This is a genomic window from Shewanella sp. ALD9 (genome assembly GCF_002836315.1).
Classification (GTDB): Bacteria; Pseudomonadota; Gammaproteobacteria; order Enterobacterales; family Shewanellaceae; genus Shewanella.
The window spans coordinates 106,153-119,651 of the sequence record NZ_PJCD01000041.1; the positions used below are offsets into that span (position 1 = coordinate 106,153).

General features: G+C 40.8%; 12 protein-coding genes and 3 tRNA genes. 11 read left to right on the forward strand and 4 right to left on the reverse strand.

The annotated features are described in order from the left end of the window. The first annotated feature begins 38 nt into the window (after window positions 1-38). The 5 genes from CXF88_RS17155 to glnS all read left to right on the forward strand — a co-directional run bounded on the left by CXF88_RS17155 (window position 39) and on the right by glnS (window position 5,498). On the forward strand, window positions 39-317 hold the full coding sequence (locus CXF88_RS17155; RefSeq protein ID WP_101087820.1) for a peptidylprolyl isomerase: 279 nt from the start codon (window positions 39-41) through the stop codon (window positions 315-317). A 70-nt stretch (window positions 318-387) separates the two neighbouring features. Continuing rightward, complete coding sequence (locus CXF88_RS17160) at window positions 388-924, forward strand: GNAT family protein (RefSeq protein ID WP_101087822.1); 537 nt, start codon at window positions 388-390, stop codon at window positions 922-924. A gap of 199 nt (window positions 925-1,123) precedes the next feature. After that, on the forward strand, window positions 1,124-1,363 hold the full coding sequence (locus CXF88_RS17165; RefSeq protein ID WP_011638067.1) for a FeoA family protein: 240 nt from the start codon (window positions 1,124-1,126) through the stop codon (window positions 1,361-1,363). After that, window positions 1,356-3,668 carry a Fe(2+) transporter permease subunit FeoB gene (gene feoB, locus CXF88_RS17170; protein WP_101087824.1) on the forward strand — a complete coding sequence of 771 codons (2,313 nt, stop codon included), beginning with the start codon at window positions 1,356-1,358 and terminating at the stop codon, window positions 3,666-3,668. Before CXF88_RS17165 ends, feoB begins: the two co-directional genes overlap by 8 nt. A gap of 159 nt (window positions 3,669-3,827) precedes the next feature. Continuing rightward, complete coding sequence (glnS, locus tag CXF88_RS17175; protein WP_101087826.1) at window positions 3,828-5,498, forward strand: glutamine--tRNA ligase; 1,671 nt, start codon at window positions 3,828-3,830, stop codon at window positions 5,496-5,498. 92 nt (window positions 5,499-5,590) lie between these two features. Here glnS and CXF88_RS17180 read toward each other — a convergent pair whose 3' ends face one another. Further along, on the reverse strand, window positions 5,591-6,187 hold the full coding sequence (locus tag CXF88_RS17180; protein ID WP_011638064.1) for a Yip1 family protein: 597 nt from the start codon (window positions 6,185-6,187) through the stop codon (window positions 5,591-5,593). A gap of 359 nt (window positions 6,188-6,546) precedes the next feature. Between CXF88_RS17180 and miaE the strand changes: the two genes are divergently transcribed. Further along, window positions 6,547-7,314 carry a tRNA isopentenyl-2-thiomethyl-A-37 hydroxylase MiaE gene (gene miaE / locus CXF88_RS17185; RefSeq protein WP_101087828.1) on the forward strand — a complete coding sequence of 256 codons (768 nt, stop codon included), beginning with the start codon at window positions 6,547-6,549 and terminating at the stop codon, window positions 7,312-7,314. A 65-nt stretch (window positions 7,315-7,379) separates the two neighbouring features. Here the strand turns inward: miaE and CXF88_RS17190 are convergent, their stop codons facing one another. Together CXF88_RS17190 and CXF88_RS17195 are read right to left on the reverse strand one after the other, a co-directional pair. Next, entirely contained in the window at window positions 7,380-8,105 is a 726-nt protein-coding gene (locus CXF88_RS17190) for a UDP-2,3-diacylglucosamine diphosphatase (protein WP_101087830.1), read from the reverse strand. A gap of 2 nt (window positions 8,106-8,107) precedes the next feature. Then, window positions 8,108-8,602: a peptidylprolyl isomerase gene (locus tag CXF88_RS17195; RefSeq protein ID WP_011638050.1), complete on the reverse strand. Its 495-nt coding sequence runs from the start codon at window positions 8,600-8,602 to the stop codon at window positions 8,108-8,110. A 143-nt stretch (window positions 8,603-8,745) separates the two neighbouring features. Here CXF88_RS17195 and cysS point away from each other — a divergent pair, with 143 nt between their 5' ends. Continuing rightward, on the forward strand, window positions 8,746-10,128 hold the full coding sequence (cysS, locus tag CXF88_RS17200) for a cysteine--tRNA ligase (protein WP_101087832.1): 1,383 nt from the start codon (window positions 8,746-8,748) through the stop codon (window positions 10,126-10,128). Between the two features lie 114 nt (window positions 10,129-10,242). Here cysS and folD read toward each other — a convergent pair whose 3' ends face one another. Further along, window positions 10,243-11,097: a bifunctional methylenetetrahydrofolate dehydrogenase/methenyltetrahydrofolate cyclohydrolase FolD gene (gene folD / locus CXF88_RS17205; protein ID WP_101087834.1), complete on the reverse strand. Its 855-nt coding sequence runs from the start codon at window positions 11,095-11,097 to the stop codon at window positions 10,243-10,245. Between the two features lie 291 nt (window positions 11,098-11,388). Here folD and CXF88_RS17210 point away from each other — a divergent pair. The 4 genes from CXF88_RS17210 to tig all read left to right on the forward strand — a co-directional run bounded on the left by CXF88_RS17210 (window position 11,389) and on the right by tig (window position 13,410). Further along, window positions 11,389-11,465 (forward strand) — tRNA-Pro (locus tag CXF88_RS17210). Between the two features lie 85 nt (window positions 11,466-11,550). Then, window positions 11,551-11,627, forward strand: a tRNA-Arg gene (locus tag CXF88_RS17215). A gap of 8 nt (window positions 11,628-11,635) precedes the next feature. Then, window positions 11,636-11,711, forward strand: a tRNA-His gene (locus CXF88_RS17220). Window positions 11,712-12,105: 394 nt separating this feature from the next. Next, complete coding sequence (tig, locus tag CXF88_RS17225; protein ID WP_101087836.1) at window positions 12,106-13,410, forward strand: trigger factor; 1,305 nt, start codon at window positions 12,106-12,108, stop codon at window positions 13,408-13,410. Window positions 13,411-13,499 lie beyond the last annotated feature (89 nt).

Sequence of the window (13,499 nt, forward strand, 5' to 3'; positions counted from 1 at the left end):
TACATTTTTATTTTATATTATATTTTAGGAGCCAAATTATGGTACAAGCAACTGCTAGACACTTACTCGTAAGCACTCAGGAACAATGCGAATCACTCAAGCAACAGATCGAAGCAGGTGCTGATTTTGCTGACGTAGCCAAGGCAAATTCTTCTTGCCCATCTGGTGCGCAGGGTGGCGAGTTAGGTTCTTTTGGACCAGGCATGATGGTTAAAGAATTTGACGAAGTGGTATTTAGTGCACCATTAAATGTTGTTCAAGGCCCAGTAAAAACTCAATTTGGTTTTCATTTACTTGAAGTGACCAGTCGCGGCTAGTCATTATTGAGTCCGTGATAAATAATGGCAGCTTAGGCTGCCATTTTTATTGAAAAAAACTAGAGGGTATATGGACATAAATCTTTATAGTGATCGGCTGAAATTACGAAATTTGCACAGTAGAGATTGGGCATTTTTTTTACGTTTACATCTTGATAAAGGTGTTAATCAGCATATTAGAAACATTGAATCTGAATCAGATATTGTCTCTAAATTTGAGCAGCGTAAAGCGGTATGGCTTTTTGAGTCAGGAGATTGGTTAACGCTTGTTATTGAGCGAATTGATAATAGTCAGGCCGTGGGACTTATTGGTTTTAGATGTGATGATGCACAGCTAAGGCGGGCAGAAGTAGGCTATCTCATTGCGCCAGAACAGCAAGGATTAGGGTTCGCTAGTGAAAGCTTACGCGCGGTAACTGATTGGGGTGCTCTACAATTCAGTATGCATAAATACATTGGCGTTTGTGCTCAAGAAAACATTGCTTCACGTAATGTATTAGAGAAGGTGGGGTTTGTTTTGGAAGGGGTGCTAAAACAGAATAACTGTATAGATGGTAAATGGACCGATGATTGTTACATGGGGTTGTTGACCGCACAGAGAACGTGACCAATTTTTAGTCCGTTTAGCCTCAAAACAAAATAAAATCTTTGTCGCACTATATTCTAACGGGCATTTGTCACATAATACGTAATACAACTGAAAACTATTCTCGTTAACAAGTGAAACTTTGATCTAGATTTGAGTTTAACTTGTTTAGTTCCGATAAAATTTTTAACGTTATTAATGTTGTTGAAGGTAGTGTTACATGAAGCTGAGTGAACTTAAGCCTGGTGATCAGGCGATTATCTCTGAAATAGGTCAATTAACGTTACCGCAAACTGTTAAACGTAAATTGTTATCCATGGGCATTACACCCAATACTCGTTTTCATTTTATACGAAGAGCCCCTATGGGCTCGGGTGTTGAATTAGATTTACGTGGCAGTAAATTATGTATGCGTTGTGATTTAGCCGATATCATCGAGGTAGTGCTCAAAAATGACTAAACAATTTCATTGTGTCACCGTGGGTAATCCCAATGCTGGTAAATCGACTCTTTTTAATGCACTTACTGGTGCAAGCCAGCAGGTTGGCAATTGGTCGGGTGTTACCGTCGAAAAAAAAACGGGTAAGATAAATTATTCAGGGACGGATATTTTTCTTACCGATCTCCCAGGCATTTACGATTTACTTCCCGCAGGCAATAGCTGCGATTGTTCATTAGACGAACAAATTGCTCAAGCTTATCTTTCTAATCAACAAGTCGATGCAATCATCAACCTAGTTGATGCCACAAATGTTGAACGTCATCTGTATTTAACCACCCAATTACGTGAGTTAGGTATTCCGATTATTGTTGTTATTAATAAAATTGATGCAGCTAAAAAGCTGGGGATCAACATTAATGTTGACGACATGTCAGTACGTTTAGGTTGTCCTGTTGTTGCAATTTGCTCACGAAATCAAGCCGATGTAGAACAACTACAAGCTGAATTAATGTCACTGCTGGAAAAAGGTGACTCTGTACAATCATTAATGTTGCAGTACCACACTGATATTGAAGCAAGTGTAACTGCACTGCAGATGCAAAATGATAGCCAAGGTCTTACTGAGCTGAGCCGTGGGCAGGCACTTGCTATTTTAGCCAATAGCCATGGAGATGGCTGTGGAACAAGTGAAGTACAATTACACGACACAGTAAAGCAGTGCACTTTACGAGTAGAGCAAGCCGGCGAAGACATCGATATTATGATCGCCACAACCCGATACGATTTTGTGCAACAGGTGTTTGAGGCATCAGTAAATCAAGGTAAACACATAAGCGCCACAGATAGGCTTGATAAAGTAGTGTTACACCCGGTGTTGGGTATTCCTATTTTCTTATTTGTTATGTACCTAATGTTTTTATTCAGTATTAACGTGGGTAATTCTTTTATCGATTTCTTCGATATTACCGCTGGAGCTATTTTTGTTGACCATTTTGGCGCCTTGTTGTCATCAATTGGAGCGCCTGATTGGCTGGTGACTATTTTAGCTGGCGGTGTTGGCCAAGGCATCCAAACTGTCGCGACGTTTATTCCTGTTGTTGCTGCATTATTTCTGGCCCTTTCAGTACTAGAAGCATCTGGATACATGGCTCGTGCAGCATTTGTGGTTGATGGCTTGATGCGCCGTATTGGCTTACCAGGTAAAGCCTTTGTGCCAATGATTGTTGGTTTTGGTTGTTCGGTTCCTGCCATTATGGCAACCAGAACATTAGGCAGTGAGCGTGAACGTATCGTTACCGGTATGATGGCGCCTTTCATGTCTTGTAGTGCTCGATTGCCTGTTTATGCCTTATTTGCCGCGGCCTTTTTCCCTCAATCAGGCCAGAATTTGGTGTTTTTACTGTACATCATTGGTATTTTTGCCGCTATTGGCACCGGTTTGCTACTGCGCAAAACGGTATTGCCGGGCACAAGCAGTGCAGTTGTTATGGAATTGCCAAGCTACGAAATGCCTAAGTCTAAAGCTGTGTTGTCTCGTACGACTAAACGAACTAAAAGCTTTATTATGGGCGCCGGTAAAACCATCATTATTGTGGTGACACTGCTTAACTTTGTTAATGCTATTGGCACAGATGGATCTTTCGGTCATGAAGACAGTAAAGAGTCTTTGCTCAGTGTTGCTAGCCAACAAATCACACCGCTGTTTTCTCCTATGGGAATAGAACAAGACAATTGGGCTGCAACGGTTGGTATTATTACCGGCATTTTTGCTAAAGAAGCCGTAGTCGGTACATTAAACAGTTTATACAGCACCTCAGCAGGTGATGATGAAGAGTTATTGTCTATTTGGGACAGTGTTAAAGTCGGCTTAGCGACAATTCCAACAAACTTATTAGGTATTGAACCTGGTGACCCATTATCAATTGCGATAGCAGGTATCACAGATTTAGATGAAGCAGCAATGGAGTTATCTGTTGATACATCTACCTTCAGTGCGCTTCAAACAGGCTTTAAAAGCCAGATCGCCGCATTCTCATACTTGTTGTTCATCTTGCTTTATACGCCTTGTGTGGCAGCAATGGGAGCTTTGGTACATGAGTTTGGTGCTAAGTGGGCCCGTTTTGCTGCTATTTGGACATTTTCATTAGCCTATGGTTCTGCAACGGTGGTTTATCAGGGGGCTACATTTACTCAGCATCCGGTGCAGTCTGCTGGTTGGATCTGTTTCTTTGCCGCGGCCTTGGTTGTGTTTTATTTCTGGTTGAATAAGAAAGGTCGCAAAGCACAACAAATTATTCCTGGAATACGTATTGTCACGGAATAGTTAACCGCATTGATGATTGATTTAAACAATAAACCCGGCTTTGCTGGGTTTATTTGCTTTAACAAGCTAACTTTTTCAGTGCTAGCAGTTGTAACTACTTAAGATCTGTAGGATCATCTATTTTTATTCATATTGCCATTGTGCGCCAAGAGGAATTCCATGAGTCATGTGGACACCGAAGTACGTCCAAGTAACTTCATTCGTAATATCATAGACGAAGACCTAAAAAGCGGTAAGCACAGCCAAGTACATACACGTTTTCCACCAGAACCTAACGGGTATTTACATATTGGCCATGCTAAATCTATTTGCTTAAATTTTGGTATTGCAAAAGATTATCAAGGTCAATGTAACTTACGTTTTGATGATACAAACCCTGAAAAAGAAGACATCAATTATGTTAAGTCTATTCAGGAAGACGTGCGTTGGTTAGGCTTTGAATGGTCTGGCGATATCCGTTATTCATCAAACTATTTTGATCAACTACATCAATATGCAGTTGAGCTCATTACCAAAGGGTTGGCGTACGTTTGTTTCTTAAATGGCGAACAAACCAGAGAGTACCGAGGTTCATTAAAAGAGCCAGGTAAAAACAGCCCATACCGTGACACCAGTGTTGAGGAAAACCTCGCGTTATTTGAGAAAATGCGTAAAGGTGAGTTCAAAGAAGGTGAGTGTGCACTGCGTGCCAAAATTGATATGGCATCACCTTTCATGTGTATGCGCGATCCTATTATTTATCGTATTCGATTTGCTCATCATCATCAAACAGGCGACAAGTGGTGCATTTACCCAATGTACGATTTTACTCATTGTATCTCTGATGCTATTGAGAATATCACTCATTCGATTTGTACTTTAGAGTTTCAAGATAACCGTCGTTTATATGACTGGGTACTAGATCATTTAAATGATTTCCAAGCACCAAATCGCACTCGTCAATATGAGTTTTCACGCTTAAATCTTGAATACACCTTGATGTCTAAGCGTAAACTAAACGATTTAGTCACACGCAAACTGGTTGATGGCTGGGACGATCCCCGTATGCCAACTATCGCTGGGTTACGTCGTCGTGGTTACACATCAGCTTCTATTCGCGAGTTCTGCTTACGTATTGGTGTTACCAAGCAAGAAAACTTAATTGAAGTCGGCATGTTAGATGCGTGTATTCGTGAAGAATTAAACGAACATGCACCTCGTGCGATGGCCGTGTTAAGACCGATAAAAGTTATCATTGAGAACTATTCAGATACTGAAACCGAAACCATTATTGCTGCAGCTCATCCAAACAATGAAGCCATGGGCACTCGTGAGCTGACATTTGGACGTGAGTTATTCATTGATGTTGAAGATTTTAAAGAAGAAGCTAATAAGCACTTTAAACGACTTGTTTTAGGTAAAGAAGTCCGTTTACGTAATGCCTATATCATCAAAGCTGAACGTTGTGACAAAGATGCAGATGGTAATATTACCACCGTCTATTGTACTTACGATGCTGATACATTAGGTAAAAACCCTGCAGATGGACGTAAAGTTAAAGGGGTGATTCATTGGGTTGAAGCCTCAACAGCGAAACCTGCTGAGTTTCGCTTGTACGAACGTTTATTTACCAGTGAAAATCCTGCAGCTTTTGAAACTGTTGATGAAGTGCTAAATCCCAATTCACTCACAGTAGTGAAGGGACTCGCTGAACCTGGCTTAGTCAATGCGCCGGCTGAGAAAGCGTTTCAATTTGAGCGAGAAGGCTATTTCTGTGCAGACAGTAAAGATTCAAGCGCTGAACATTTAGTGTTTAACTTAACGGTACCGTTAAGAGATACCTTTGCGTAATTAGCATTATGGAATCACAAAAAAGGCGCTAAATGCGCCTTTTTTGTTTTATTTTTTCAATAGTCAATAATCAATAATCAATAATCAATAAATTATTGCATCATTGGCCCAAAACCAATGCTCCATAAAATAACACTACTGGCCATCAGCGCAACTAATAACACAAGTCCCGCAGTAACCACTGAGCTAGCGTAAATGAAACCCTTTTCTTCCGGGATATTCATAATAATAGGGACACCGGCATACAGCAGGTAAACCGAATAAGACAAGCCAATCAAGCCGACGATCATAATGAACCATAACACGGGGTAGAGTGCTGCCAAACCAACCATAAATAATGGGGTTGCAGTATAAGACGCTAATTCGAGAGCTTGAGTATAAGTTGGATCCGCATCAAATGTTTTGCCCATCCAATATGCTAAATACGCGAGAGCCATAACACCAATAATTAAGCCGAAATACATCCCAACTGACATGAATAGTGCGCTTTTTGAGGTTAGGAATAGAAGTTCTCCAGCTCCGGGATGCCAACCAATGTGTGCGGTTGCAAAATAAGCACAAATTGCAGGGATCAGCGCGATAAGCAATACATGACTCAAGCTGCTCTTTAGCGCTTCGTGATTCTTTTCAATTGTGTGCCACTCTTTTTTTGGATGAGTGTAAAGTCCCATTAAGTGATTCAATACCATTATAGTTATCCTTGTTTAGCATTTTTGACCTAGCTCGCCAAACAACGACGAACTGACTACAGCTTTTTACCAATCGCCTTAATCAGTCCACATCTACTTATCAACAGGGGAATGGTGTTGGCATAACACTGAGATCGTTCTATTGCCAACATCTATGTTGTTAAGTTATGACTCTATCCCAATTTAGAATCATCATTTAAGGTGATCGATGGCATCTGTTATTAAATCGTTAAATTAGATGCTCAGCTTATTTATTGAACATAAATAGACTTTCGTCAAGTTGTATTACGTTTTTGGTTTCAGAAAAGATCGCTCTAAAGGTAAAATGAACATAGATTTTTGAGAGGATTATCCATTTTATGCAGCAATTACTTGTCCCTATTTACGACTTTTTAGGTTGTGAGACACCAAACCGTTGGGTCGAACAAGCTAAACAACCTGAACAACTCACCGCGTTGCTGATTGACCATTGCAACTGTGAGCTTAAAGCTGCGCAAACTGCAATGTTAATGATCCGCAAATATGCGATTGACAAGAGTAGTTCACATCTATTGAAGACCTGGGCTAAGCCTTATGAAGATTTTGTTTATCAACAAGACCGTAATGCCCTCGAGTTTTTAGCCCGCGACAGTAAAAAGAACGACATCACTAGTGAATTAATAGTCAATAAAAACCTCACTAACAGCACTGATTTAATGAGTAAAATGGTTCGTTTGATTAAAGAAGAGTTTCATCATTTCGAACAAGTTTTACAGATTATGACTGCGCGTGGTATTGATTACAGTAATATTCGTGCCGGTCGTTACGCCAAACAGTTAATTATTCATATGCGGACTCATGAGCCACTTACGTTAATTGATAAGTTAATAATTGGCGCGTTTATTGAAGCGCGGTCATGTGAACGATTTGCCAAACTTGCGCCGCATTTAGATGATGAACTCGCTAAGTTTTATACTTCATTACTTCGATCAGAAGCGCGACATTTTCAAGATTATTTGGCTCTTGCTGAGGATATTGCCGGTGAAGATATCAGTGAACGCATTGATTATTTTCGCGAAAAAGAAATGGAATTAATTTTGACAGAAGATAGCGAGTTTCGTTTTCACAGTGGTTTACCGCCACAATAGCCCACAATTGCGAGATATAAACCAAGACTCACTGATGATATCAACGTTGATACTGTTTAGTGAGCCTAGTTTGTTTCGGAAAAGGGTAATGTTACTAACTCGCAACCTTTCTCGCTGACGTTTAGCACGCTGCCTTGAGTATACCAATCACCGACCACAACACGTTGTTCTTGTGCAGTGAGTTGATGTATAGCAGGGCGATGAGTATGACCATGGATCATTCTTTGACAATCAGTACGAGCCAGTAGCGCGGTTACCGCACTTGACTCAACATCCATGATTTCATAATGTTTTTGCTGATTACCTTGAACACTTTTTTGACGAATTTTTGCGGCAATGTTTAAGCGTGTTTTTTTAGGTAGGTGAGAGTAGACCCAACGCACTATATCAAGACTTCTAAAGCGCCTGAATCGCTGGTAAGCAATATCAAGGGTACAAAGGCTGTCACCGTGTAAAATCACAGTATTAACACCGTACAAGTTGATACAATAGACTTCAGGTAATATTTTCATGCCTGCTCGTAGGCAAAATTGTTTGCCAACCATAAAATCACGATTACCATGAATAAAATATACAGGTATTGAGTTCGATACTGTTTTGATTGCTTCAGCAATGGCAATGGTAAAGGGTTCTGCAATATCATCACCCATCCAAACTTCGAATAGATCACCGATGATATAAAGCGCTTCAGTATTGTCTAAACCATGGTTTAGAAAATAGATGAAGGCTTGTGTAATATCTGGGCGATCTGCACTTAAGTGCAAATCGCCTACGAAGATTGTTTTCTTCAAAATTACGCTTTAACGCTAACGCTTTTGATCACAATGGCTTCTAATGGTACATCTTGATGCATACCATTATTACCAGTGGCAACATTTTTGATTGTTTCAATAATGTCTAAACCTTCAACCACTTCACCAAATACACAGTAACCCCAGCCCTGTGAAGTTTCTGATTTAAAATCAAGGAAAGTATTGTCTTTCACGTTAACAAAAAACTGTGCTGTCGCTGAATGCGGATCAGAAGTACGTGCCATGGCAACAGTGCCTTTACGGTTAGATAAACCATTGTTGGCTTCATTTTTGATTGATGCTTTAACACTTTTTTGGCTCATATCTTCAGTGAAACCACCACCTTGGATCATAAAGCCGTCAATAACACGGTGAAAAATAGTACCTTCAAAAAAACCATCTTCAACATACTGCATAAAGTTAGCCGCGGTAATTGGCGCTTTTTCTTCATTTAGCTGTAAAGTAATATCGCCCATATTGGTATGTAAAGTAATCATGTTGTCTCACTTGAAAATAATAATTTGCGCGATTCTAACTTATCTTAACTGCCGCATAAAGTGCAGTGTTCAAAACAGGTGACATCATGCTAAACTCAGCATTAACATTTCCCGTTATAAATTAGTGTAAAAGAGAACAATCGATGTTAAAGATTTACAATAGTATTAGCCGTGATAAACAAGAATTTAAACCAATAAATCCAGGTAAAATCGGAATGTACGTCTGTGGCGTGACCATTTACGATTTATGTCATATTGGTCACGGGCGTACCTTTGTTTCGTTTGACATGATAGTGCGTTATTTACGTTATATCGGTTATGAGGTGAATTTTCAGCGTAACATTACCGATGTTGATGACAAAATTATCAAACGGGCCGCTGAAAACAACGAATCTTGTGAGTCGCTTACTGAGCGTTTGATCGCCGAAATGCACCAAGACTTTGATGCCTTGAACATGAAACGTCCAGATTTTGAGCCTCGAGCAACGTTACATATTGAAGAAATTATCGATATGGTTCAGCGTTTACTCGATCGCGACCATGCCTATGTAGCCAGCAATGGCGATGTATTATTCAGTGTTGCCTCATTCCCTGAGTATGGACAGTTGTCAGGTCAAAACCTAGACCAGCTTCAAGCCGGTGCTCGCGTTGAGATAGATAATGCTAAACGCAATCCTATGGACTTTGTGTTATGGAAAATGTCAAAACCGGGTGAACCAACCTGGGAATCACCTTGGGGTCCTGGTCGTCCAGGTTGGCACATTGAATGTTCTGCCATGAACAGTAAGCATTTAGGCTTACATTTTGATATTCATGGTGGCGGCTCTGATTTACAGTTTCCACATCATGAAAATGAAATTGCGCAGTCTTGCTGTGCTCACGATACTCCGTATGTGAATTACTGGATGCACACCGGAATGGTGATGGTTGACCGTGAAAAAATGTCTAAATCATTAGACAACTTTTTTACCATTCGAGATGTGCTTAAGCATTATGATGCTGAAACGGTACGTTACTTCTTATTATCCGGTCATTATCGTAGTCAGTTAAATTATTCTGAAGACAATTTAAAGCAAGCTCGTGCAGCACTAGAGCGTTTATATACAGCACTTAAAGGTTTAGACTTAACTGTTGATGCTGCGCCTGCTGAACCGTTTGTAGCCAAGTTTAAGTCGGCAATGGATGACGACTTTAATACTCCTGAAGCCTATTCCGTGTTATTTGAGATGGTACGTGAAATCAATCGTCTTAAAACAACCGATATGGCAGCAGCATCGGCATTAGGTGTCAGCTTGAAGCAATTAGCAGATGTGCTTGGCCTTATCAGCCAGACGCCAGAAGCTTTCTTTAAGGGGGAGGGCAGTGACGATGAAGTGGCAGAGATTGAAGCGCTTATCGTTGAACGTAACCGTGCCCGTACTGAAAAAGATTGGCCTGCTGCGGATGTTGCTCGCGATCGCTTGAATGAGTTAGGCGTTGAGTTAGAAGATGGTGGCCCTAGCGGCACCACATGGCGTAAAAAGTAGTTTATTTAGCGCATAAAAACAAAAGCCTGCAATAGCAGGCTTTTGTTTTTATTAATCAGCATAATTTACTTATCTGAGATTTGCTTATCTGAGATTTAGTTATCTGAGATTTAGTTAACTATGATATTGCTCGCATGCGTATAGGGTGTTCTCTAATAAACTTGCAATCGTCATTGGGCCAACTCCACCAGGAACCGGCGTAATAAATGCAGCCTTTTCAGCGGCAACATTAAATTCAACATCACCCACTAAACTGCCGTTCTCCAAACGATTGATACCAACATCAATAACAATCGCGCCTGGCTTGATCCAGTCACCAGGAATAAACCCAGGTTTGCCAACGGCAACGACTAATAAATCTGCTTGACGCACTTTTTGTTCTAAGTTTTTGGTAAAACGATGACAGGTTGTCGTTGTGCAACCTGCTAATAATAATTCTAGTGTCATTGGTCGGCCAACAATGTTTGATGCACCAACCACAGTTGCATCCAGGCCATAGGTATCTATACCGGTTGATTTTATTAACGTCATAATGCCCATCGGCGTGCAAGAACGAAGCACTGGGATACGTTGAGCTAGACGGCCGACATTATAGGGATGAAATCCATCAACATCTTTATCTGGGCGAATATGTTCAATGACTTTGGAGTCATCAATATGGGCGGGCAAAGGCAGCTGCACTAGAATCCCATCAATGCTTGGATTGGCATTACATTCATCGATTAACGCTAAAAGCTCTGCTTCAGTTGTATTGGTGTCAAGGTCAAAAGATTGAGATTCAAAACCGACTTCCTCACAAGCTTTGCGTTTACTGCCAACATAGACTTGAGATGCGGCATCACTGCCCACTAAAATAACTGCAAGTCCTGGCGCGCGAAATCCAGCTTGTCTACGTTGTGTTACTTTTTGTTTTAGTGTGGTGCGAATAGATTGTGCAATGGCTTTACCGTCAATAATTTGAGCAGTCATGGCTATAGAGTTTCCTTTGAGTGACACAGGTGTTGAAGTCAATGGTCGATCGGCCGTTATTCTAGCAGGCGTATTGAAGAGTGTCATTTGCTAGACGTGGAAAATACAGTGAATAAACTATTCGCGCTATGATGCTAATCACGATATTTGCTGCTAAATTCGTCATATAGCAATAAGGGTTAAAAAAATCGTTGACGATAGCTAGGTGACTCGTTAATATGCGCTCCGTTCTCGAGACAACATCGTTATTGTTTATAGATAATTTCTGCCTCGAAAACAAAGCAATATTTTCGGTGATTAGCGCAGCCCGGTAGCGCATCTCGTTTGGGACGAGAGGGTCAGAGGTTCGAATCCTCTATCACCGACCAAATTAATGTTATTTGCTCTTGCAGTGAGTAACGGAACAAGTAAACTTGTTCAGCCAGACAGGATGCAGTATCTAACTGTAACCATGCGCCCGTAGCTCAGTTGGATAGAGCACCCGCCTTCTAAGCGGGTGGTCGCAGGTTCGAATCCTGCCGGGTGTACCATTTCAATGGTGATTGTAGCTCAGTTGGTAGAGTCCCGGATTGTGATTCCGGTTGTCGTGGGTTCGAGCCCCATCAGTCACCCCATTTTCTGATTAAATCAAACTATCGTGTATAACTCTTTTAACGGGTACAGATAAGTTTGATTTGGTCACGATAATTATTTTGCTCCTAGTCCTTTTGAGCGTAAGTCAAAAACTCATTTCGCACATTAAACGTGCAAACACGTCAAAATTGAACATAAGTCGGCGTTTTTATCATGTAAATCGACCTTTTCAGGCTCGACTCTGTTAAAAACGGTAGCTATAATGTCGCGTCTTGATAAATATCAAAAATAAGCTACCTGTACCAACAGCGTCTTCAGCATCAATAATATCGCTGTGCTGGGTTTCAGAGCTAAATCCATGGTCAAGAAACGAATATCTAATGGTTGAGTTGTCGACCATTACAAAGAACGTCAGACATATTTCGAGGTAAAACAATGCAAGTTTCTGTTGAAACAACTCAAGGCCTAGAGCGTCGCCTAACTATTTCTGTACCTGCTGAGCAAATCGAGAAATTGGTTAAAGACAATGTATTGCGCGAAGCTAAGCGTGCTCGTCTTCCAGGTTTCCGCCCAGGCAAAGTGCCTATCGGCGAAATCAACAAGCGTTATGGCAAAGCCATTCGTCAAGACATCACTGGTGAAGTGATGCAACGCAACTTTATTGAAGCAATCGTAGCTGAAAAGTTAAATCCTGCAGGTGCACCAGTATTTACTCCTGGTTCAACTGAAGGTGATTCTTTTGAATTCGTTGCAACATTTGAAATCTACCCAGAAGTTGTTCTAACGGGTTTAGATAGCATTGCAGTTGAACAGCCTAAAGCTGAAGTTAATGATGCTGACGTTGATGTTATGATTGAAACATTACGTAAGCAACATGCCACTTTTGCCGCTGTTGAACGTGCAGCAGTTGCTGACGATAAAGTTAAAATGAACTTTATCGGTTCTATTGACGGCGAAGAATTCGAAGGCGGAAAAGCTGATGATTTCGAACTTCAATTAGGCAGCAACCGTATGATCCCTGGTTTTGAAACCGGTATCGTAGGCCATAAAACAGGTGATGAATTCGAAATCGAAGTGACTTTCCCTGAAGATTACCACGCTGAAAACTTGAAAGGTAAAGCGGCTAAGTTCGTTATTACTTTGACTGAAGTTCAAGCGGCTAATCTGCCAGAAGTGAATGATGAATTTGCTTCATTGTTTGGTATTGCTGAAGGTGGCTTAGATGCACTTAAAGCTGAAATCCGTAAAAACATGACTCGTGAACTAGAGCAAGCGTTAAAAGCGAATGTGAAAGAACAGGTTATTACTGGTTTACTTGCAGCAAACGACATCGCTATTCCTAAAGCGCTTATTGAGGGTGAAGTGAATGTACTTCGTCAACAAGCTATGCAGCGTTTTGGTGGTCAAACTGAAAATATGCCTGAACTTCCGGCTGAACTTTTCACTGAACAAGCTGAACGTCGTGTTAAAATCGGTTTGCTATTAGGCGAAGTGATCAAGACAAACGAACTAAAAGCAGAAGATGATCGTGTTAATACATTGATCGAATCTATGGCTTCAGCGTATGAAGATCCATCTGAAGTTGTTTCATACTACAACTCAAACAAAGAACTCATGCAAAACATGCGCAACGTAGCGCTTGAAGAGCAAGCGGTGGAAGCATTGTTAAAATCATCAAAAGTAACAGTTAAAGACGTCGCTTTTGAAGAATTTATGAACAAGGCTACCGGACGAGCGTAAGCTAAGCTTGACTTAACAAGCCGTTCGCCATTTATAATGGCTCGTATGAGGTTCCTCTCATGCGGGCCATTTTTATTTTAGGGAAATGA